Source organism: Lysinibacillus sp. NPDC047702 (genome assembly GCF_050272555.1).
GTDB lineage: Bacteria > Bacillota > Bacilli > Bacillales_A > Planococcaceae > Lysinibacillus.
In genome coordinates this window covers 1-21898 of record NZ_JBNNMG010000024.1, presented here as the reverse complement: position 1 = coordinate 21898, position 21898 = coordinate 1, and the positions used below count along the sequence as shown (strand labels likewise).

Here is a 21898-nt window from a genome sequence, read left to right as displayed (position 1 = left end):
AAAAATAATACGGAAGGCTGAAAAACTAAAAATGAAACTTTTTATATCGAAAATCTGTCTTATGTTAGAATTGAAAACTAAAAAAAAGTCGATTTGCATCACATTTCTTGTGGCAAATCGACTTTTTCAGTGCCCTCCATCACGAAGTGATCTTTTTATGAATTTTTCAACTAATGCGTCAGTAAGTAAAAATAAGTGTATTAAAATTTAAAGGTTTTTTATATATTTTGTAATATTCCCCATACAACAACTACCTTGAGGATTATTTACATCACAACCACATCTATTTGCTTTAACGTTTTGACGAATGTGATCCAATGGCTTTGAAGAAAGACCATCTTCCACATATTTGTTAATTTTATCTCTTGTCCATTCAAAACAATAGCAGATAGGTACAGTAAGAGAACCCTCCTTTTGATAAACAGGAACTTTAATTTCTGATGTTGAGAAAGTCTTTTTATGTTCATCAAAGTACACAACTCCACAATCCTCTGTAGCGCAGAAAAAATGAACTAAATCAGGATTCAAAGAATCTAGTACTAATGGTTTTAACATTGATTTTAAAGTAATTATTTTTAATTTCTTACCTTTCACCTTACAAGATGGACAAAACTCATATACACTTTTTTCAGAAATCCGTTCTTTTGTACCTGTTGTACAGCAATCAGACATATATCATATCTCCCACTCAATTTTGATATTAAAATTATAACACTCTTACTTAGACTAATTAGCCTCGTTCATTTAATAATACCTCATACTATAATGTCATAAATCGCCATAAATGGACTGAGATTAAGAGATTCTTGGTTTGAGATCATCGGGTTTATCACCTACATACTTTTAATATCATTATTATAAAGTAAAAAGGCATTTGAAAGTTCGATTAAATCGAACTTTCAAATGTCTGATGTAAATTATGGACTTTTTCAGTGCCCTCCAAGAAATAGGAATGATCTTTTTTCGCAAGAAAGCTCTCATCATACATGCTTGTCACTGTTTGATCCGCATCCGCGATACACATCTCTGTCGTTACTGGATGAAGTGGTATGTAAGTTTGAATCGTATCCGGCGTTAAACCAGTAAACTGACTCCTCGTATGATAGCTCCCTAGAAATGATTTACTCACGGTTTCAATCGTAAAATCTTTTTTTAGAAAGAGGTTGCCACCTTCGTTGCTCTGCAAAAGCAACATAGGACAGATAAGCACCGTTTGTCGTCCAATGACGCTCAGTCCAATAATAAATGGATTCAGTTGCATGTGGCTCCAAAAAATCAAAGCCATTCATAATGGTTATACCTCTCTACATAGTCTTCCCGATAAATTGATTTACCTTCCTTTGAGGATATGACGGTGCTAACCATGGAAGTCGCTCCGGATAAAGACCTATCGATGTGGGTGCCAGATGAACGTCATATTCACTTCCGATTGATTGCTTGCAAATTGGTTGATCGACTCTGCATATTGCTGGACCTTCGTATAATCAGGTCCTAAAAACTTTTCAAATAAATAGCCAAAGTACCGCTTGCAACAACAAAAAATACTTTGCGAAGTTCTTCAGGAATCGTAAATACCATATGACGATGGGGCTCAGTTCTTGTTGTTTATCTGACCAATCATCTGTATACTTTTATCCACATTTATTACAAAATCGACTTTTACAAGAGAGAAATAAATAAAGACAGGTTTTGTATTCCCCTCACAACCTAAACATTCATAACGGCGATGCCCCAAATCGGATGACCCACAACGAATCGTTTTTTGAACTGTTTCAAGAATATCCTTTCGATAGGCTTCTGGAAACTTCTCCTTATGGAATTCCCAAAAACCAGAAAAATGGCCCTTTAAGATTGTTTTAATCACCCCATGATTATCAAATTGAATGGTCATCACCGCCTTCTTTTTAAGTAAAATTGTACCTAAATAAACATGAGTTATCCACAGCCAAAAAATCTATAGTTTCCTTAACAATAAAAAAACCCTACACAGCCGAAGCTATGTAGAGCCCTTCTCGCATTCTGAATTGTCTGTGCACCCGGTGCACGATATTTATTTAATCACTACGATGTCTGAAGGTGCGCTTTCTATCCCATCTATAATTTGAGTAACATACCATAAATTCCTTGAAGTGAGCGGATCTGGATTGCTCCAACTTCCATTCTCGTCAGCTTGAACTGTATCGAAGTAGTAGAACCTGTCTGGTAAATAATACTCGGCAAAGTATAACCTCAATGTTGCATTGGGTAGAGCTCCACTCACTACTAATTCATTATTCCATGGGCTTGTGAGTGTTAATTCGCTATTCTCGTCTTATACCTTCTTTATCTCTCGGTTTTATAACGAGCCTTCACCGTGCAGGCGACTTTCATCGCACGCGGCGATCCGTCAATGACTTTTGTCACTGACTGGGTTTCTTCGCTCCTGCTAGTTTTCTCCTTCTCGTATGTTACCATACAAGTCCAAACGGCTAGCAATCATCACTACTACAAACCCGCTGTCACTTTCTATGCCTCTTTGGTGCTAACCCACCTACGCATAGAAGGCTTCAAACGTTCCATTACATTTATCCCTTTTTTTATAGCCTTAGGTTTCCACTATCTTATCAGGTGTGAGAAAGACCAGTTTAACAGTCAATTCTACTCATCTCCATAACATCATCTCAGATGTTCGGATGCCTACCGAACTCCTAGCATTTTTCGCGGTATTCACTACCTCACCCTGCCTACATGGATTCGTCTACCTAACCATAGCTATCTTTTAAAGAGCCCCGCCTCGCCCTGCGAGTACGACTTCACCTGACTTAGCCCCTTCTCGCATATTAGCGCGTCACTGGACCCAGGAGGATTAGGCACTTGCTTACTTGACTGTTTCGCAAGGATGGGTATTTCACCCACCTATTCAATGTAATAGTTAGAAATGTATCATTTCCACTTATTTCACTAGCGTAGTAGCTAGCTTATAAAGTAACGTTTCGTTTATTTTTATTAAGGAGTAACCGTAATTGCTTGAGTAACTGTTTTTCCACTCACAGTAATTGTCACTGTATTATTTGACATTGTTAATGCTGTACCATTTGTTGGGCTTACTGTGATTCCTTTTGATGCAAAATCAGCGAATCCTACATCTTCTGTAGACCCATTTGATTTTTGTAAAGTAACTACTAAACCTGTCAAGTCTAGGTTATCACCAACATTGTATGATACTTTTGTTGGTGCTGTTTTTACTGCCACATTTGTTACTGTAATAGGCGTAACCGTAATCATTTGAGTAATTGTTTTTCCACTCACAGTAATTGTTACTGTATTATTTGACGTTGTTAATGCTGTACCATTTGTTGGGTTTACTGTGATTCCTTTTGATGCAAAATCAGCGAATCCTACATCTTCTGTAGACCCATTAGATTTTTGCAAAGTAACTACTAAACCTGTCAAGTCTAGGTTATCACCAACATTGTATGATACTTTTGTTGGTGCTGTTTTTACTGTTACATTTGTTACTGTAATAGGCGTAACCGTAATCGCTTGAGTGACTGTTTTTCCACTCACAGTAATTGTCACTGTATTATCTAACGCTGTTAATGCTGTACCATTTGTTGGGCTTACTGTGATTCCTTTTGATGCAAAATCTGCTAATCCTACATCTTCTGTAGACCCATTAGATTTTTGCAAAGTAACTACTAAACCTGTTAAGTCTAGGTTATCGCCAACATTGTATGATACTTTTGTTGGTGCTGTTTTTACTGCCACATTTGTTACTGTAATAGGCGTAACCGTAATCATTTGAGTGACTGTTTTTCCACTCACAGTAATTGTTACTGTATTATTTGACGCTGTTAATGCTGTACCATTTGTTGGGCTTACTGTGATTCCCTTTGATACGAAATCTGCAAATGCTACCTCTTCTGATGTTCCATTAGATTTTTGCAAAGTAACTACTAAACCTGCTAAATCTAATGTTTCACCAACATTGTATGTTACTTTTGTTGGTACTGTTTTTACTGTTACATTTGTTACTGTAATAGGCGTAACCGTAATCGCTTGAGTAACTGTTTTTCCACTCACAGTAATTGTTACTGCAGTAGTTGACGTTGTTAACACCGCACCAGCTTCTGGGCTTACTGTGATTCCTTTTGATGCAAAATCTGCTAATCCTACATCTTCTGTGGACCCATTAGATTTTTGCAAAGTAACTACTAAACCTGTCAAGTCTAGGTTATCACCAACATTGTATGATACTTTTGTTGGTGCTGTTTTTACTGCCACATTTGTTACTGTAATAGGCGTAACCGTAATCATTTGAGTGACTGTTTTTCCACTCACAGTAATTGTTACTGTATTATCTAACACTGTTAATGCTGTACCATTTGTTGGGCTTACTGTGATTCCTTTTGATGCAAAATCTGCTAATCCTACATCTTCTGTAGACCCATTAGATTTTTGCAAAGTAACTACTAAACCTGTTAAGTCTAGGTTATCGCCAACATTGTATGATACTTTTGTTGGTGCTGTTTTTACTGTTACTACATTCACTGGGCTATTCCCACCTTATCCACATTCAATAGCATGTGGTTTATAGTGAGCCTTCACCATGCAGGCGGCTTTCACCGCACACGGCGATCCATCAACGACTTTTGTCACTGACTGGGTTCCTTCGTTCCTGCTAGTTTTCTCCTTCTTGACTGTTACCAGTCAAGTCCAAACGGCTAGCAATCGTCACTACTACAAACCCGCTGCCACCTTCTATCCCTCATTGGTGCTATCCCACCTACGCACAGAAGGCTTCAAACGTTCCATGAAGAGAATCCCTTATTTTGATGACTTTAGGTTTCCACTTTGCGAACGCGTACCAACATGAATTTAACAGTCAATTTCTTTCATGACCAATCGAGCATTACAACTCGACGAATCTGTACAAAACCCCTAGCGTAGCTTCTTATCATACAGATTGGGTACTCGTGCTTTACATAATGGATTCGTTGTCCTAACCATTGCCATCTTTTAAAGAGCCCCGCCTCGCCCTGCGAGTACGACTTCACCTGACTTCACCCCTTCGACGTGGTAGCGTCTCACTGGATGCAGGAGGATTAGGCTTCTATCTGCTGACTGTTAGATAGAGATTGGCCATTCACCAACCCTTTCTTCTTCATCGTTAGATTTAGCGATGTTGCTAAACCCACTCGTTTCATCTGTTCAGACTTATCGAGTAACGTTTCGTTTATTTTTCTTAAGGGGTTACCGTGTAAGTTACTGTTGCTGTTTTCGCTCCATCTGCTGTTTTCGCTGTGATGGTTGCGTTCCCTACACCAATCGCAGTCACTTTACCTCGGCTATCTACCGTTGCAACTTTCGAATCCGAGGAAGTCCATGTCACATTTTTATTTGTTGCATTTGCTGGTAAGATGGATGCCGTCAATTGCGCCGTTTCCCCTTGATTGATCGTTGCGGCTGTAACGTTCAGTGAGATATCTATTACTGAAATCGTACTCGGCGGAGATGTTGCTGGATCTGGTGTTGGTCTTGACTCTGGGACTGGCGAAACAGATTCCTTAAATTTATTCCCGACCCATGTATTTCCATTCACATTAAATTTAAATTCATACTCGACATTTTGAATCTTTACTTTAAACGGCTCTTTCGGAATGGCTTCTTCTGAAACAAAGGTGATTTTTACAACATCCCCCTCCAAATACATCTTCGCAATAACAGCCGATGTCATCAGTTCATATTCCTTATCAGTTGAAAAAATTTCTGCCATGCCTTCAATTGACAGTGTAAAGGTTAAATTTAGTTCCGGTTCTGGCTCTGGATAAGATTCAGTTAAAGCGTTCGGATCGGTATTTGGTGTCTCTTCCTCGTTCGCCGTTAATTGGACGACTGCCTCTGTTCGCATGACAAAGACCGCTAGTTGCCCGCGTGTAACGTACGACCCACCATCAAATTGGGTCGCTGTTCTCCCTGTTGTGATCCCATTTGTATAAAGCGGCAGAATATAGTCCTTATATTCCTTACTCACATCCATTAACGGCATGATCGCGCCTTCTGGTGATTGTAAATGAAATGCTTTCACCAAAATTTTTGCTAGATGATTGCGCTGAAGTGGTTCATTCATGCGGAACGTATGATCCTCATAGCCACTAATAATGCCCGCCTGTGCTAAGGCCGCAATCGCCCCATAATAGGAATCGCTAGGCAAAACATCGGTAAATCCTGGATCCACTACATCATTCGTATCCAGCCCCAATATACCGGCCAAAATTTTCGCTATTTGTCCACGTGTAGCCGCTACATTAGGCTTAAATGTATGATCCACATACCCTTTCACAATTTCTCGTTCAGCTAATGCATGCACTGCGTCATAGAAATAGGCAGATTGGGGGACATCCGAAAAGGTGGTTGCCTGTGCGTAAGTAGGTGCAAACATAGGAACAGAACTGACAGCTAGTGTGACACCTACTGTTGCTTTTACATAATTATTTTTGATACCCATTTTCGATTCTCCTTTTCTTTTACTATCTTAATGCGTAATACATTATAAGTTTGCATTAATTTCAATCGACTTTTCTTAATGAAACCTTAATGGTTTCATCAAGTGTTGAAAAACAAATTTGTCAAAGAACCAAAGTTTAAAATTACAACTTTAAAATGAAGTTTTCATATATCATCCTTCTTTGAAATAAGATATTCGCAAAAAAAGACTCTACACCTCAGAGGATGAAAATATTAGTTAACCCATAATATGAAATTTTTTGGGAAAAACCGGATCATCACCAAATTCCGGGGATGACAAATTCAATGACCTGTTTCCAAACGTAAACAAAGGAAAAGATGATCATCATTTACGTAGCCAAATCCACGCCTTTTGATGAGCTTTATTTTATTATTTGTGCTCTCCATAATGCCGTTTGAGAAAGGTGAAATGATTGTATCTACCATGTCTTTCTCACAGACAATCACCTTTTCGGCAATCTTTGAAACCATGCCACTTATGTGAAATTGATAACGTTTAAGCCAGACTTTTAGGCAACATAATGATAAAAAGCACAACTAAATATTTACTTATCTTCTTTATCGAAAATTTTAGAGTAGACTTTTTTTACATACAAATAATCTTGGGTACCTGGTGTTTGGGTGGTCAAAAGCAAACTTCAGGAATTGGCCGGATCAGACGCTACAGGATGCACCTGGCTTGATCGAAACGATTTAAGAAACTGTTTTTTTACAAATAAAAACAGCCAAATCTCCAATTAGGGAAATCTGGCTGTTTTAATAAATAAATTATTTCACTCCTCTTTACTCATTGAATGTGCATTATGATCTACAGAGGCAAATCTTGAATATGGGTTAAATGAATCCGTCGGAATAAGAGCAGGCGTACCATTTCTAAGAATTGGAGTAGAATAATATTCTCTCATTGGAACAGCATCAATATCAACAGTATCAGCAGATAATGGATATTCTTTGAATTCTACATAGGAATATAAGCCAACTGTATTTGCACTAACTGATGCGCCTTCTACATTTAATGAATAATTCTCTCCTACTCCTGTAAACACAGGAGAATACCCTGACCAGTTCGGATTATAAAGGACCGATGCCCTAGCTGATAACGAAGAATTATTTGAAAAATTTTGTTCTTTAAAATATATTTTGGATAGATGATAAGGACTTCCTTTTGGTGAGACTCCAGTTCCAGAAATATTAGCAGATAAGGTCATAGGGATCGTAACAGGACCTCCCATAATATAAAATGTAGCGATAACTTTACTTCTAGCAGGAACTAGTACAGGTTGAGTATACTCCCATAATTCTTCATGAGTACTTGTAGTAGTTTTAGTAGTGCTATGATTATATTCACCTGTTAAAGATACTTCTACACTTTGTTCAATCTCTCCAGCTATTAAAAACCCTACTTTTATTTTACCTTTAGTAGTAGATTTAATACTTGTGCCAATCTTATATCCTGTTGTGGTACTTGTTGTAGTAGTCTCTGTACACTTTTGTGAAAACTTAATAGTTTGAGATTGCTGTATACTTGTATCATTTGATAAAACTTGAACAGATGTTAACAATATTTTAGGATTAGATCTAATATTAACTATATCTGGCACAGCGTCTACATTCTTAATATTCCAACTATATAAACTAGGGTTTTTAAATGAATTAGGTTGTACTTTAAATTTTCTAGTAGCATACCATTTCAACTCTTCATAAGCTTTTTGTTCAATATCAACGATTGTCATAAATTTCCCACCTTTTATTTTTTTATAAAATTTTGAACCATCTAGATTTTTGTTATATAGAGAGGTGATGCATAAATCTTGTTGGTTGTTTGCTATCTCCTATATTTTGTAATTATTAACATATTATAATAATACACTTTTCAGTTGATTTTGATTGAAAGTATAAAAATTTCTTTTTAATGAATAAGTCAACAAAAACGTAAGACCTTTTCTTGTTTGAATTAGTCACCACACCCAATTTTTTCTGTATGAATTTAGAAACAGCGAAACAGAACTAATGGCTTTTTTAGATTACGAGAAATATGATTGGATCGGCTTTTCAGCTATTTTTCTTAGTTCAAAGCAGACTTCGGACATTGGCTAGACAAGGTTAAGGCTTTGACCAGATCGGGCTTGATCGATGCGCTCATAATCCGATTTACTCTTTTTCTAAATAGCGATAAATCGTCGTCCGAGACACGCCCCACCTTTCTGCAACATCTTTAATCGGTGTACCACTTTCAATTAAAGCCTTCATCATTTCAATATCTTTTGGTCCATACTTCTCCCGGACGTTCACGCGACTTTGCAGCTGCTCAACCTGCAACAGAGCGTTCTTCGATTAGATTACATTCAAATTCCGCAAATGCTGCGAACAAGTGAAACATTAATTGCCCCGTTGCATTACTTTTGTCCATAGTTAGATTTTCTTGAAGACTATGAAAGCCAACACCACGTTCATTTAAGCTGTTCACAATTTAAATCAAATCTTGCATGTTACGTCCTAGTCAGTCCAATCGCCAAACGACAATGGTGTCGCCTTCACGTGCATACCGAAGTACTTCCTCTAAACCTGGACGTTGTTTTTTTGCCCCACTTATTTTATCGTGAAAAATTTTTGTACAACCATGTTGTGTTAACGCATCTGTTTGTAAATCTAAATTTTGTATCCTGTTGACACACGTGCATATCCAATTAACGCTTTAACAGCCATTCGATAGCTCTATAGCTGCTGCACCACCATATCATCTACTTTTATGGTACGTTCACTATTTTTTGTTTTCGTTGATCCTATACCGTTATTCCCTCTAGTTCGCTCAATAGTTATCGTTTGATTGGTAAAGTCGATATTTCGCCATTGAAGCCCCAATGCCTCACCTTTACGCATACCTGTATAAGCAATTGTTAAGAATAAGCAATAGTAGGCAATATCCTCATGTTGCTTAATATGATCTAGCAATACACTAAGTTGACTAGGCGTGAGATAATTTTTTTCTGTTTATATATCTCTTAGAGAAGGGGGAGCGACTCCATTTAATTTATTGCGTAATAGGATTTCCTCTGTTACCGCTGCATTGATAGCAATCTTAAAAATTGAATGCAGGGCACGTATTGTAGAAGGTTTTAACTTGTCCTGTAGCACATTAATAAATACCGTTTGATAAATAACCTTTTCAAGTTTTTTCAACTTGTAAGAGCCAAGAAAAGGCTTAAAATAGCTTTATAAAGCCCTCATGTTGGGTAATGGTAGCAGGTTTCCATTTACCTTTATTTAACTCGAACCAATATCTAGCCATTGGGCGACTGTTAGGTTATCATGTTCTATATGTTTAGTTTCACCACGCAGCGTTGCAGCCTGATTGTTTAGTCTTAGTAATGAAATTTCTTTAATAAGCCCTGAAGCTCATCTGCCTGCTGAGCCATTTCCTTAGCTGTAGAAGCCATATGTTCTATCGAGGCTAATTGCTCCTTAGCAGTGACTGTTACATGTTCAGAACTATCTGTTGCACTACTAGCAATACGAGCCATTTCCTCTGTGGAAGCGGTCACTTCTTCAATGCTTGCTGACATCTGCTCTGTCACCGCAGAAATGTCATGAAGCTGCGAACTTACTCCTTCTATGGACTGCATAATTTTTTGGAAGGCCTCTTTTGTTTCATCAACAACTTCCATACCTGCAGCAGTTTCCTTCGTATTACTCGAAATAGCTGTAATCACATTGGTAGTGTCGTGTTGAATCGATTGTATAAGGACCGCAATTTGGTCTGCTGATTGCTTCGATTGCTCTGCTAATTTTCGTACCTCATCTGCTACTACGGCAAAGCCCTTTCCTTGTTCCCCTGCCCGTGCTGCTTCAATCGCAGCATTTAAAGCAAGTAAGTTCGTTTGATCTGCAATACTAGTTATCACATCAACAATATTGCCTATTTGTTGTGATTGTTCACCTAATATTCGTACCTGCTTCTCTACATGATCAGAAGAATCATTTATAATTGTCATTTGCGACATTACACGATTCAAGGAATCATTTCCTTGCGCTGCCTCTTGCCCCATTACATCAGCAGCATCTGACACTGTTGAAGCAGTTTCAGCCACTTGCTGAATACCAATGGCCATTTCCTGCATAGCCGTTAAGTTCTCCGCTGTAGTATGTAATGTCGTTCTAGAGCCTTGTGCTAAATCTTGTAGCGTTGAGGCTAATGCTCTTGTCATTTCCGCTGATTGATCTGATTGGGATGTTAAAGTATCAGAGGATAAATCAACCTGATGAGATGTTTCGGCAATCTGTTGCATTAAGCTCTTTAAACTTGTCAGCATTTTATTGAAGGATTGTGCAAGCTCACCTGCTTCATCCTTCGAATTAATTTGTAGCTGTTTTGTTAGATCCCCTTCCCCTTCTGCAATATCTCGAAGTTGACGATTCATTTCCTTAAGTGGTCTTACAAATGCTCTTGTGAAAAGGAAACTACCCAAAGTCGCAATGGCGGCTCCTATTAACATGACAATAAACAGCTTGCCGATAAATGCGAAAATAATTTGTTGAACCTCATCTATCGTCTCACCAACAAACCACATCCCTATAATGTCTCCATTAGCATCTTTTATGGGTGCGTAGAGTGTTAAATATTTTGTCCCAACAACATCAGCTTCACCTATAAATGTATTGCCTTTCTTCATTACCTCTTCAATAACTTTCGGGTCAGCATCCTTGCCAACTAAGCGATCACCATTAAGCTGTAAATTAGTAATCAGCCCTTTGGTTCCTTGAAAAATCGTCACACCGCCTTCGATGCTTTCTCCTACCTCATCTACAAAATCCACTTCGTCAACTATTTTTGCATTGCCTTTATAAAGCTCTCCATCTTTTATTGCCCAGTCTCCCTTAAATCGTTCTTCAAGCAGCAGATAACCAACCTTAGAAATATGCGTTATACTTTGCTCGAAATTATTGCGCATAATATCCTTCACTTGCACATAGGAAACAACGCCAATCATAATGCTTAAACATATAATGACCACCACTAAAAGCAAATTAAATTTTGTACTAATTTTAAATGTGTGCAAAATCTCTCTCTCCTTTCTTAAATAGCTTGTAGGAATAATATGTATAAAATGTAAATCACGTTAATTAAACATGATTCTAATAATAGTTTCAATACATTATCAATAAATTAATATATTTTACAAATATCAACGGTTTTTTATTGATGGATATTGTGGCAAATCTAGTGATACTAATGATTTAATAGATAGTTTAATATCATTAGGGATGATTTTTGGTTGTGCTATAGGTGTAATTTTTGGCATGCTTTTTACCAGACTTTCAAGTATTTACTGCTAGTTTAGGAGCTGTAATAGGGTATTTATTTGGAAGAGTTGTTTTTAGATAATATAGTAAGAAAAGAAACTCATAATATAAAGATATGAATAACAGAACTATATTAGAAGTTTGATTTGCTGAAGATAAAAAATAGTCTCTCATAAATAAGTAAATCTCCATTAGCAAAAAATCCACATTAAGTCACTGTTAGCCCATTAATAACAGAAAATTCCGATTCCAAGGTATTTGGGCTGTTCCTATTTTATAAAAAATAAGACACTTAAAATGCCCAAAATGTTGTTTAAATCAACGCTTTGGCATTTTTATTTAGCTTAAGAGTGACAAAAAACTAGATATTTACAAAGGAAATTTTCCATTTTTGCGCGAGTGTTCCACAAAATTTTCGTTATAGTATGTATAACGATCATAAGGAGTGAAAAAATGAATGATTTTATCCAACGTCTTCAACGACATGATGAAAAAGCATTGAAATATGTTGTTGATCACTATTTAGGATTTATAAAGGCAATTACTCTAAAAATTTTAGAAAAACCATCAGATTATATGTTAGCTGAGGAATGTGTAAATGACGTATTCCTACTTATTTGGCAAAAAAGTAATTATTTTATTGGGGAGGAAGCTGATTTTAAAAGATGGATAGGAATGATTACTAAATATAAAGCGATTGATCTTTACAGAAAACAGCAAAAGCAACTAACGACATTACCTATGGAAAATATTCCTCCTCTTATCGCACCAGATAATATTGAACAACAGCTTGATAAAATGTATGCGAAAGAGCAATTACTTCTTGAAATCATGCATCTACCTGATTTAGATAGAGAACTATTTTTAATGAGGTATTACCTTGAATATACAAATAACGAGATAGCAGAAATTCTACATATTTCAAAATCTGCAGTGGAGAGTCGCTTATATCGAGGAAAGAAAAAGCTTGCTAAAAATCCTAAATTACAGGAGTGTTGGACATGAATAAAGAAAAAATCTTTTTACAGTTGGATATAGATGATATAACGCCAGTAGTGGTTTCAAAAAATGAGAAGCAAAAGGTTTTAAACACCGTTTTACAGAAGCAATTCAGGCGAAAGAAAATCCGTAAATGGACCATTGCCTCCATTCTTGCAATTGGAATTTGTTCAGCTAGCTTAGTGAATTTTCCATCTATGGCATCTATATTACCAATTAAGGATGTAACTTTATCTGAAAAACTCTTTTCAAAACAGCATGAATTTATTTTTAATCGTATTTCAATTTCAGAAAATACAGCATCTATTTACTTTAGCTGTGATTTAGATTTTGCTACTGAATTCATAACTTTAGACATTGTTGATAACTTTGAAAATCATTATTATGACACATCCGAAACAACCACAAATAAAATAACTGATAATTACTCAAATGGTAAAGTAATACTAAATAATTTTCAGGCTAATGCATCCTCAATATTCATCACACCAATCGTTCATACAATGGATAAAGAGGGCAATATCACAAAAGATAGACTGGAAACAATAAAAATTGAGATAGACTCTAATGAGAAGTGAAATACAGGAACGAATCCTTTGAATTTATTGAGTGAATAAATTCAAAGGATTCCCTTTTTAATCGGTAAATTCCTCTACTCTATCCAACCATTCATCGATGAGGCTATTAAACAAATTCGCTTGTTCGATTTGCAAGTTATGACCAGCCTTATCTAAAATCGTGAAGCTTGCTCTTGGGAACTTTTCAATAATATCAAACGCATCCTTATATCCAACCATAGAATCCTGTTTACCCAGCAAAAATAAGCATGGTTTTTCAAATAGCATTTCATCAACAGGAAAGGAAAAACTATAGTTTTCATAGTGTTGAAAAACTAAATGGTCAAGGGACTCTTTGTGAACACTCCTAAGTCGAATGAAAGTGATCTCCGTTTCAGGCTACTCGCTTTGCCGCTGACGCTTCGCTTTCGCGCAGAGCAAGGCTTCCTGTGGGCGAGCGACGAGCCGCTTCCTGCGCTGGAGGAACGAAGACTAAATGCGTCACGTCCTGTGACAACGCCTTCGTGACCAACATCATGTTGGCCTCAGTTTCTCGTCTGTCTCGCTATCCCACGGGAGTCGAGTAGCCTTGCACTCCAATCAACAATAGTGTAGAACTTTAAATATTTTCTTCCCTCAAAAGTAAAGTAAAAGTATGTTACTCACCATCATTAAATGGATAAGATATTGGTGCAATTCTACAGCTATTAACCTACATTTTATGCATAAAACTACTTTGTAACTTTACATAAAGTACTGCTCTGCTTTCGCATAGAAAAATGTTATTAAAACTCCATTTTTGCACAATCTAGTGATGGGTAAGACTTCAAATTTATCACTATATATTTGTGTATTGCCAGGAGAAAATACTATGAGCAAAGGTTGATTGGAGTGTAGACTGAGTGACTCCTCGGGGATTCAGCGTCACAGATGAGACCCTGGAGCGAGCAAATTAGGGGAACGAAGGCTAAAACCGTCACGTCCTGTGACAACGCCTTCGTGACCAACCTCCTGTTGCCCCAAGCGGCTCATCGGACGCCCCCAGGAAAGCACTCAGTCGGAACGTAGATCAACCCCTCGTTTTGAAAAAGGGCTATACTTTTTAATTTGTCACCTTGATGTCATTGACATAATAGTATTTCAACAACATGAAAACTATAGTTTTGCTGAATTTTTTCCAAAAATTCCGCGTCTGCTTTTTCTTGTCCTGCTACTACTTCATTCATGTATCGGGTACAATGATGTTCATCTAAAACAACTAGATAGGAGCTATAATCTTCTAGCTCCTGCTTCGTCAATGTCGAAATAAATTCTTTATCGGACAGAATAATACTTTGTTCTGGCACTGTTCTTCTTTGTTTTTCTGGAATAATCAACGGACAAATAAATGCAGCCCCTAATATTTCTTCTTGATAATCCCTCATGATTCCTCGAACTAAATAACCACCATAGGATTCCCCTACTAAAAGATAGGGTTCATTTGGAATTAAGGAATAGATTACCTCAACTACAGCCTTTAACATCTCATCAGAGTTATTAATTTCTTCATAGTCTGTCGTCTCCCCCATTCCCGGAAGGTCAATATAGATTCGTTTCCAGCCTTCTCTTTTGAAGAAAACCGGCTCCATACACCCCTTCATTAATCTATGATCTGGCGAAAATCCATGAAGCATAACGATTGGCTTTCCCTCTCCAATCATTTCATAGTAAATATTAGCCTTACTTATCTGGCAAAATGGCATAGTTGTTCCTCCAAAAAATGTTGTTTCCACTAATATATCATCTATACCCAATTTTTCAAAAAATCGTTAGATAATAATTAAAATTGAGGAGCCATTTTATCGATATTAAAAGTGGTTAGATGTATTATTTGTATATCTTCTTTGTGATTTTCTTATATAATAAAACAATGAACAAATATTCCCATAATTGCATAAAAATATTTAAAGGAAGAAGAGGTGTCTAGTTTGTATTCTCATAAACCAAAAGATTATGAGTGCCCATTTTGTAGAATTATATCAGGTAAAGAAAAACAAAATAATGGTACAAAACAAAGAGACATTATTTATCAAAATAAACATGTAACAGCATTTATTGCGAGTAAATGGTGGCCAAATAATAAAGGACATGTTCTAGTTGTTCCAAACGAACATTTTGAAAATATTTTTGAACTTCCAATAGAAATGGCTGCTGAAATCCATCGTGTTGCTCAATTAACAGCATTTGCAATGAAAAATACATACGGTTGTGATGGGATTTCCACGCGACAGCATAATGAGCCTGCAGGAAATCAAGATGTATGGCATTATCATCTTCATGTATACCCAAGATATAATGCTGATAATCTTTACATGACAAAAGGTTACTACACAGAACCTAATGAGCGCCCCTTGTATGCGGAAAAGTTACGTTTATGGATACAAGAAAACATCTAACACAATGAATTTAAATTCAAACGGGGGGTCCGCTCGAAGAATTATTTGTCCCATACAGCTCGGCTAAGGAGAGATTCTAACCACCACTTTCATTTTACAGTAAAATAAAAAACCTCGATTATCGGTAGTGAGATAATCGAGGTAATAAACGATACAAAATTATAATAGCTCTTTACGTAATTCAGCAGCAGTTTTAGGTGATAACAGACCGAATGGAATATCGAATACTGTTTTCGCACCTTTGTCGCCAGCTTGGCTTAAACGATAGGCTGCACGTGCGTAGGCTACTAGAACACTAGACGTGAAATTAGGATTACTTTCAAGTTTTAATGAGAATTCAAGAATTTGTTTATCATTAGCACCACTTTCACCACTGCGGATCACAAAACCACCGTGTGGCATACCAGTATGGTTCGCTTTAAATTCATCTTCAGAAATGAAATTAACAGTTGTATTATATTCATCGAAATAGTTTGGCATAGTCACAATTTCTTGTTCAATTTTTGCTGCATCCGCACCGTCTTCAAGTACAACCCAGCATTCACGGGCATGTTTTTCACGTGTTGTCAGCTCAGGATTTTCACCGTTACGAACACGCTCTACAGCATCTTTAATTGGTAATGTATATTGTACAGCATTTTTTACACCTTCGATACGACGTACAGCATCTGAATGCCCTTGGCTTAAACCGTCTCCCCAGAATGTATATGTTGTACCTACTGGAAGTACAGCCTCACCAAGTACACGATTTAATGAGAATAAACCTGGATCCCAACCAACTGAAATGACTGAAACTTTACCAGATTGTTGTGCTGCCGCATCTACCGTTTCAAAATATTCAGGAATTTTCGCATGTGTATCAAAGCTATCAATTGTATTAAACCATTGTGCAAAGTGTGGACCTTGCTCTGGTAAATCTGTTGCAGAACCCCCACATAAAATCATTACATCAATGTCATTTTGGAATTTTTCAGCATCATCCACTACATACACTTTTGCATTACTTGCAACGTTTACTGTTGAAGGGTCACGACGAGTAAATACCGCTACTAATTCCATATCTGGATTTTGTGAAATAGCGTATTCCACCCCGCGTCCTAAATTTCCATATCCTACAATACCTACTCGAATTGCACTCATTAAAATTCCTCCTCAAGATTACGTGACTATGTGAAAAACTTCACGTTAAATCTACTTACAATAATACTTTGTGTTAGAAAAATTCACAATAGTTTGAGTATCTGTTTTTGCTTGATAAATTATATCAGTTTTCTATGATTTTTATCGTTCAACGGCATGAATACGGTTACAAATTACTACTTCATGTTACTAACCTTTAAGTTTTCGTTAAAGCCTTGTAAATAAAGACTTTTTAAGACAGGTATCTTGTACAATAAAACTAACGACAAAAGGGGGCATGATGAATGAAAAGTAATTGTTACTCACCAAGTACACCATGGGAACAAGGAGCATTACTTGCTTGTCCATTCCAAAATGCACAGAAATCTGGAAAATCACATGATACTACATTTTCAACTTCCACTGAGGTAAAGCATAAGCCATTCTCACTCTACACGCATTATTGTACAGGCATTATTCCTTTTGACGTTTTGGAAAATACCCTCAACATTACCCCACAAAAACAAAGAATCAATGAAGTTAGCTTTTATTGTAGCGGCAAGGAAATTGCTCGCTGGTTGGTTAAAAAAAGTGAATATAATAAGCTTGACCTCTTTATTTGAAGTCTGTTAAATTCATTTTCAGATCTTGGCTGATAAAATCTAATTAATTCCTCAAATTTATCAGCGGTTACTGCAAGCTATTGCATACTCTCCGTAACTGTCTGAAGATGCTCCGCTGAAGCCGCCACTTGCTCAGTTACCGCTGCTATTTCCTCAATCACTTTGCTAACATTTTCACTATCCTTCATAACTAGTTAACATTTCAATGGCTTCATTATGTGCTGTAATTTTTATTTTACGAACCTCTAACAACTTAGATATATGCCTGCTGTAAGGAAATATAGAAAAAGATTGCAAAATTAAAGAGTATTAACTGTTGCCTTTTTATTTTTTTAAAAATTTCTCAATTGGTGGTAATAACTATTTAAACTTAGAATTACTGAATTTCCTGGGCCAATCGGTGAAGACGCTCCTCATCAATAATGTGATAACCATTCTTTTTCTTTGCTAGAATCTTTTCATCACAAAATTGAGCCAAAACATATAATAGGTGCCGATAGGAAACGCCCAAATATTCACTGATTTCTGTATGCCTTTCTTTATAGATACCTTGATCTGCAGATAATTGAATAAAGGCAGCTAAACGATTTTCGAAAGGATATGCCAGATTTTGCGTATATTTAGCTGTCATATTTGTCGCCTTTTCTCCTAAAAACACGCAGAGTCTCCGTAAAAAAAGGGCATCAGCCAGGAGTTTTTCTTTACATGCCTGTGTAATAGAGAAGCAAATAGTCTCTGTTACCGTTTGAATCCCTTTAGTATATCTTGCTTCATTTAACAGCTCAATTTCCCCCATAAAACGTGGTGCCTCTAAATACTCAATAAGAGAAACCTTACCATTTTTATGGGTCATATATAGCTTTGCTTTCCCCTCCACCATGTAGTAAAGCGTATCTGGAAATGATCCTTCTTTAAAAATCCATTCCCCATTGTCAAATTGACATACTTCAAGATAAGGATAAATATCAAATGAAAAGAAATCATGGATCGGGTATTTTTCTAGATAATGTAAGCGTTTATTAGCTGTCAGTATGTGCATTTTTTTACTCTCTCCTAAAAAATATGAGATATCTCACATTATTGTACCGACGAACGTGCTATTATTCAACATAGTTAATGGAGGTACGGTAAATTTATGAATAATCAACGATGGCTTTCTCAGAACTTCTTTGCATTCTTTATTACTTGGGGTATTTTCTTACCCTACTGGACAGGCTGGCTCGTAGATGTCAAGCATCTTACTGTCTCACAGGCAAGTGTTGTGATGGGCTGTGGTCTTTTAGCTCGGGCAACTTCAAATCTGTTTTTCTTCCCAACCCTTGCTAAGTATGTACACAATAAAAGACTTATTACAATTCTAGCGATAGGTGCACTTATAACAACATTACTTTACTTACCAAGCACAAGCTTTAGTATGCTTTTAACTGTTACTATATTATTTAGCGTTTTTTACCCAGCTCTTCTACCTGCCGTCGAAAGTAGTGCTGCTACATTAGTCCAGAACGGAAATGTTCACTATGGTAAAAGTCGTTCATATGGATCTTTCGGATTTGTTATTGCGGTGTTAATTATTAGTATGTTAACAGGTGTATTTGGCAAGGAAGTTATCTTCTGGAGTATGGTCATTGGTCTAGTCGGTATGCTGTTGATGCAACAGCTAGCGACACCAAAAGTATTGCTTGTGGTACCGACAAAAGAACAACGAGCAAAATCGCTGTCGATGAAAACACTATGGACTATTAAAGGCTTCCCTATTGTTTTATTCATCGTCATCCTATTGCAAGGTGCACATGCTTCTTATTATAGCTACGGTTATATTTATTTAGGTGATTTACATGTCGATCCGTTCTATATGGGGATGATTATAAACATAGCGGTTATTTGTGAAATTTTATACTTTATGAAGGCGGATACGTTATTTACAAAATGGCGCTCATCCTCTTTATTGCTTTTAGCAGCAAGTGGTTCTTCCTTGCGCTGGTTACTTATCTATTTATTTCCCAATGTTTGGGTATTTATCGCATCTCAAACCTTGCATGCATTGTCATTTGCCCTTGCGCATTTTGCCTTTATTGGCTATTTGACTAAAATATTACCAAAGGAACAAATCCCAAATGCTCAAGGACTTTATTCAGCATTAGCAATGGGATTAAGTACAGCCATCCTTACATTTTTAGGTGGTTATTTATACGAAATTTCCCCAGGTCTATCCTTTGGGGCAATGCTGATTTGTACTGTGCCGGCTATCGCAATTTTGCTTGCAACTAGAAATAAATACCAATATTAAAACCAATCAGGTGGGAAAGACACTTTATCTTTCTTCACCTGATTGTTTTATCTTGGATAGTAAGAAAATCCTGGATATTTTACGACCGGCCACTTTTCCTTTCTCAAAACCTCAAGGAGATCCGGTCCGACATGTAAATTGCTTTGCACCAGCTCTGATGGGGTCAGCGCCATCCATTGATTTAATGACACATCCTGAAAACGGTTGCTTTTAAACATTTCGAGGAACCATAATGTTTCTGTTCCTGTATTCTCAATATAATGACCGTTGGCAAATGGCACATAACCGACATCTCCTGCACGATAATCGAATGTTCTAGCCGTACCATTAGCGGCAAACACAGTCATACGCCCCTTTCCTTGTAGATAATATTGCCATTCGTCATTATTTGGATGCCAATGTAATTCTCGCATTGCGCCTGGCTCAATTTCTACAAGTGCTGCTGCAATATTTTTGGAAATAGGGAAGTTAGAGGAATCCACAATTCTAACACTGCCACCTGGTGTTTTAATGGGGGGTTGTGAAAGTAATCGATGTTTGAAACTTTGAGGAACTTTACCATATGGAGATTGTACCTTTTGTGTTTCGATAGGTCCTGGCACCTTATCTTGATAAATATAGACTTGTTCAGTTGGAATATGGTCAAAAGCGCTAATAGGAACGCCGAAATTGGCTGACAGCACATCTTTAGGTGTATGCGCAAACCAATCGGATATTGAAAATGTATTAAGATCTGAGAAATTCCCATCATCAAATACTAGTAGGAATTCACAGCCGTCCTCAAGACCCTGTATCGAATGAGGAATTCCAGGTGGGAAATACCATAAATCCCCGGGTCCAACATCCGCAATAAAATTTCTGCCATCCTGATCAACTGCTGTAATACGGGCATGACCTAGAAGCATATAGGACCATTCTGCCTGTTGATGCCAATGTAGCTCACGTACGCCACCAGGTGTCAAACTCATATTAACCCCTGCCAATGTCTTGGCAATTGGCAAATCACGCACAGTAATTTCTCGTGACCAGCCGCCCTTATTTAAGGTCATATGTGTATCAGAAAAAGAGAATTTTAGATTTGGGATAAGCCCAGCATCTGTTATTGGAGGGACTAGCATATCTGGATTTTCTAGATCCCTCATAATATCCCTTGGCCCTTTATCCACCCCTCCCGCTCCATCATCTCGAATAGGCTGTGGAACATAAAAATAGCCCTCTGGCATATTCTCCAATTATTCACCTCTTCATAAAGAAATCGTTATTTAAAAATGTATGGATTCTCTATCTAGATTATTCTTTTTCTTTTTTATGAGCATCAAACGCTTTGGAAATATCATTTCTCAAGGTGACAATTTGACAATATTAACAAACATAGTTATTTTTAGTTCTGTGTGAAAATGTACAAAGGAGAATTAAAGGAGAATAGCGAAATCAAAAATCAGACTATTTTCGAGAATTTGTTAATCGAAACCGAAAGACTCATTATTAGACCTTATCGATTGGAAGATATTAAAGATTTGTTTAACATAATATCGGAGCCAAATTTTTATGACTACATTCCTGAAACCCCACCTTCCCTAAAAGAAGTTGAGGAAATAATACAATGGTCTATGGATTGCAATAATAAAAATACCCTAGAGAAGATTTATAAATTAAATCTTGGTATTATTTTGAAAGAATCAAATTGCTTTATTGGTTTTTGTAGTCTTGGTCCCTATGATTTAGATTCTACAAAAATTGAAATCTATTATGATCTCAATAAAGTTTTTAGAGGAAGAGGACTTACTACTGAGGCGGCAAAAGCCTTAGTAGATTATGGTATTTCTACCTTAAGATTAGATGAAATAGTGACAATGGTATTTCCTCAAAATATTCCTTCGGTAAGGATTTTAGAGAAAATTGGGATGACTAAACAATATTCCATAACAAACCCGCCTAAAGAACATCTAGATTTTAAAGGAATGGATTATTATACATGATACTATGTCAAGAAAATGGACAGGGAAAATTGAGATTTTGCTTTAAATCTAAGCGCGCTATCGCTTGCTCGCCTCACAAAAAATTTAAGGG

At 36.8% G+C, this 21898-nt stretch carries 18 protein-coding genes and 4 pseudogenes; 6 read left to right on the top strand and 16 right to left on the bottom strand.

Annotated features, from left to right (window positions below):
* Nucleotides 1-207: 207 nt before the first annotated feature.
* The 11 genes and pseudogenes from ACQKIM_RS13165 to ACQKIM_RS13115 form a co-directional block, all read right to left on the bottom strand.
* A complete protein-coding gene (locus ACQKIM_RS13165; RefSeq protein WP_427544565.1) occupies nucleotides 208-672 on the bottom strand; it encodes a putative iron-sulfur cluster-binding metallochaperone in 465 nt (154 codons plus the stop codon).
* A gap of 214 nt (nucleotides 673-886) precedes the next feature.
* Complete coding sequence (locus ACQKIM_RS13160; RefSeq protein ID WP_427544562.1) at nucleotides 887-1129, bottom strand: hypothetical protein; 243 nt, start codon at nucleotides 1127-1129, stop codon at nucleotides 887-889.
* A 4-nt stretch (nucleotides 1130-1133) separates the two neighbouring features.
* Entirely contained in the window at nucleotides 1134-1289 is a 156-nt protein-coding gene (locus ACQKIM_RS13155; protein WP_427544559.1) for a DHHW family protein, read from the bottom strand.
* 302 nt (nucleotides 1290-1591) lie between these two features.
* Nucleotides 1592-1891, bottom strand: a complete 300-nt coding sequence (locus tag ACQKIM_RS13150; RefSeq protein ID WP_427544557.1) for a hypothetical protein — start codon at nucleotides 1889-1891, stop codon at nucleotides 1592-1594.
* A 1094-nt stretch (nucleotides 1892-2985) separates the two neighbouring features.
* The gene (locus ACQKIM_RS13145) at nucleotides 2986-4530 is read right to left on the bottom strand and encodes a bacterial Ig-like domain-containing protein (RefSeq protein WP_427544554.1); all 1545 of its coding nucleotides are present in this window, start codon (nucleotides 4528-4530) and stop codon (nucleotides 2986-2988) included.
* A 694-nt stretch (nucleotides 4531-5224) separates the two neighbouring features.
* Nucleotides 5225-6487, bottom strand: coding sequence for an S-layer homology domain-containing protein (locus ACQKIM_RS13140; protein WP_427544552.1), 1263 nt, complete (start codon nucleotides 6485-6487; stop codon nucleotides 5225-5227).
* A gap of 335 nt (nucleotides 6488-6822) precedes the next feature.
* Nucleotides 6823-7044 (bottom strand): annotated as a pseudogene (locus tag ACQKIM_RS13135) (transposase); the annotation flags it as partial.
* Nucleotides 7045-7280: 236 nt separating this feature from the next.
* Complete coding sequence (locus ACQKIM_RS13130) at nucleotides 7281-8240, bottom strand: ETX/MTX2 family pore-forming toxin (RefSeq protein WP_427544549.1); 960 nt, start codon at nucleotides 8238-8240, stop codon at nucleotides 7281-7283.
* Between the two features lie 418 nt (nucleotides 8241-8658).
* A pseudogene (locus ACQKIM_RS13125) lies at nucleotides 8659-9213 on the bottom strand (recombinase family protein).
* Between the two features lie 9 nt (nucleotides 9214-9222).
* A pseudogene (locus tag ACQKIM_RS13120) lies at nucleotides 9223-9474 on the bottom strand (site-specific integrase); the annotation flags it as partial.
* 395 nt (nucleotides 9475-9869) lie between these two features.
* A complete protein-coding gene (locus ACQKIM_RS13115; RefSeq protein ID WP_427544546.1) occupies nucleotides 9870-11564 on the bottom strand; it encodes a methyl-accepting chemotaxis protein in 1695 nt (564 codons plus the stop codon).
* A 697-nt stretch (nucleotides 11565-12261) separates the two neighbouring features.
* On the opposite strand from ACQKIM_RS13115, the gene ACQKIM_RS13110 reads away from it, so the two are divergent.
* Complete coding sequence (locus ACQKIM_RS13110; RefSeq protein WP_427544543.1) at nucleotides 12262-12813, top strand: sigma-70 family RNA polymerase sigma factor; 552 nt, start codon at nucleotides 12262-12264, stop codon at nucleotides 12811-12813.
* On the top strand, nucleotides 12810-13385 hold the full coding sequence (locus ACQKIM_RS13105; RefSeq protein ID WP_427544540.1) for a hypothetical protein: 576 nt from the start codon (nucleotides 12810-12812) through the stop codon (nucleotides 13383-13385). The genes ACQKIM_RS13110 and ACQKIM_RS13105 overlap by 4 nt, the downstream gene beginning before the upstream one ends.
* A gap of 57 nt (nucleotides 13386-13442) precedes the next feature.
* Here the strand turns inward: ACQKIM_RS13105 and ACQKIM_RS13100 are convergent.
* Both ACQKIM_RS13100 and ACQKIM_RS13095 read right to left on the bottom strand, forming a co-directional pair.
* A pseudogene (locus ACQKIM_RS13100) lies at nucleotides 13443-13682 on the bottom strand (alpha/beta fold hydrolase); the annotation flags it as partial.
* Nucleotides 13683-14485: 803 nt separating this feature from the next.
* Nucleotides 14486-15106, bottom strand: a complete 621-nt coding sequence (locus tag ACQKIM_RS13095; protein ID WP_427544537.1) for an alpha/beta fold hydrolase — start codon at nucleotides 15104-15106, stop codon at nucleotides 14486-14488.
* A 225-nt stretch (nucleotides 15107-15331) separates the two neighbouring features.
* On the opposite strand from ACQKIM_RS13095, the gene ACQKIM_RS13090 reads away from it, so the two are divergent.
* On the top strand, nucleotides 15332-15799 hold the full coding sequence (locus ACQKIM_RS13090; RefSeq protein ID WP_427544534.1) for an HIT family protein: 468 nt from the start codon (nucleotides 15332-15334) through the stop codon (nucleotides 15797-15799).
* A 159-nt stretch (nucleotides 15800-15958) separates the two neighbouring features.
* Here ACQKIM_RS13090 and ACQKIM_RS13085 read toward each other — a convergent pair whose 3' ends face one another.
* Entirely contained in the window at nucleotides 15959-16939 is a 981-nt protein-coding gene (locus ACQKIM_RS13085) for a diaminopimelate dehydrogenase (RefSeq protein WP_427544531.1), read from the bottom strand.
* Between the two features lie 284 nt (nucleotides 16940-17223).
* On the opposite strand from ACQKIM_RS13085, the gene ACQKIM_RS13080 reads away from it, so the two are divergent.
* On the top strand, nucleotides 17224-17541 hold the full coding sequence (locus ACQKIM_RS13080; protein ID WP_427544528.1) for a hypothetical protein: 318 nt from the start codon (nucleotides 17224-17226) through the stop codon (nucleotides 17539-17541).
* 376 nt (nucleotides 17542-17917) lie between these two features.
* Here the strand turns inward: ACQKIM_RS13080 and yeiL are convergent, their stop codons facing one another.
* The gene (yeiL, locus tag ACQKIM_RS13075) at nucleotides 17918-18580 is read right to left on the bottom strand and encodes a transcriptional regulator YeiL (protein ID WP_427544525.1); all 663 of its coding nucleotides are present in this window, start codon (nucleotides 18578-18580) and stop codon (nucleotides 17918-17920) included.
* Nucleotides 18581-18676: 96 nt separating this feature from the next.
* On the opposite strand from yeiL, the gene ACQKIM_RS13070 reads away from it, so the two are divergent.
* Nucleotides 18677-19828 carry an MFS transporter gene (locus ACQKIM_RS13070; protein ID WP_427544522.1) on the top strand — a complete coding sequence of 384 codons (1152 nt, stop codon included), beginning with the start codon at nucleotides 18677-18679 and terminating at the stop codon, nucleotides 19826-19828.
* Nucleotides 19829-19875: 47 nt separating this feature from the next.
* Here the strand turns inward: ACQKIM_RS13070 and ACQKIM_RS13065 are convergent, their stop codons facing one another.
* A complete protein-coding gene (locus tag ACQKIM_RS13065) occupies nucleotides 19876-21051 on the bottom strand; it encodes an oxalate decarboxylase family bicupin (protein ID WP_427544647.1) in 1176 nt (391 codons plus the stop codon).
* 174 nt (nucleotides 21052-21225) lie between these two features.
* Between ACQKIM_RS13065 and ACQKIM_RS13060 the strand changes: the two genes are divergently transcribed.
* Nucleotides 21226-21807, top strand: a complete 582-nt coding sequence (locus ACQKIM_RS13060) for a GNAT family N-acetyltransferase (protein WP_427544519.1) — start codon at nucleotides 21226-21228, stop codon at nucleotides 21805-21807.
* Nucleotides 21808-21898 lie beyond the last annotated feature (91 nt).

What these genes read in the sequence shown, in the direction of transcription:
- yeiL (WP_427544525.1), bottom strand. Translation starts at nt 18,580, where the DNA reads ATGCACATACTGACAGCTAATAAACGCTTACATTATCTAGAAAAATAC.
- ACQKIM_RS13165 (WP_427544565.1), bottom strand. Translation starts at nt 672, where the DNA reads ATGTCTGATTGCTGTACAACAGGTACAAAAGAACGGATTTCTGAAAAA.
- ACQKIM_RS13065 (WP_427544647.1), bottom strand. Translation starts at nt 21,051, where the DNA reads ATGCCAGAGGGCTATTTTTATGTTCCACAGCCTATTCGAGATGATGGA.
- ACQKIM_RS13060 (WP_427544519.1), top strand. Translation starts at nt 21,226, where the DNA reads ATGTACAAAGGAGAATTAAAGGAGAATAGCGAAATCAAAAATCAGACT.
- ACQKIM_RS13155 (WP_427544559.1), bottom strand. Translation starts at nt 1,289, where the DNA reads ATGAATGGCTTTGATTTTTTGGAGCCACATGCAACTGAATCCATTTAT.
- ACQKIM_RS13085 (WP_427544531.1), bottom strand. Translation starts at nt 16,939, where the DNA reads ATGAGTGCAATTCGAGTAGGTATTGTAGGATATGGAAATTTAGGACGC.
- ACQKIM_RS13140 (WP_427544552.1), bottom strand. Translation starts at nt 6,487, where the DNA reads ATGGGTATCAAAAATAATTATGTAAAAGCAACAGTAGGTGTCACACTA.
- ACQKIM_RS13080 (WP_427544528.1), top strand. Translation starts at nt 17,224, where the DNA reads ATGAAAAGTAATTGTTACTCACCAAGTACACCATGGGAACAAGGAGCA.
- ACQKIM_RS13095 (WP_427544537.1), bottom strand. Translation starts at nt 15,106, where the DNA reads ATGCCATTTTGCCAGATAAGTAAGGCTAATATTTACTATGAAATGATT.
- ACQKIM_RS13105 (WP_427544540.1), top strand. Translation starts at nt 12,810, where the DNA reads ATGAATAAAGAAAAAATCTTTTTACAGTTGGATATAGATGATATAACG.
- ACQKIM_RS13070 (WP_427544522.1), top strand. Translation starts at nt 18,677, where the DNA reads ATGAATAATCAACGATGGCTTTCTCAGAACTTCTTTGCATTCTTTATT.
- ACQKIM_RS13130 (WP_427544549.1), bottom strand. Translation starts at nt 8,240, where the DNA reads ATGACAATCGTTGATATTGAACAAAAAGCTTATGAAGAGTTGAAATGG.
- ACQKIM_RS13150 (WP_427544557.1), bottom strand. Translation starts at nt 1,891, where the DNA reads ATGACCATTCAATTTGATAATCATGGGGTGATTAAAACAATCTTAAAG.
- ACQKIM_RS13110 (WP_427544543.1), top strand. Translation starts at nt 12,262, where the DNA reads ATGAATGATTTTATCCAACGTCTTCAACGACATGATGAAAAAGCATTG.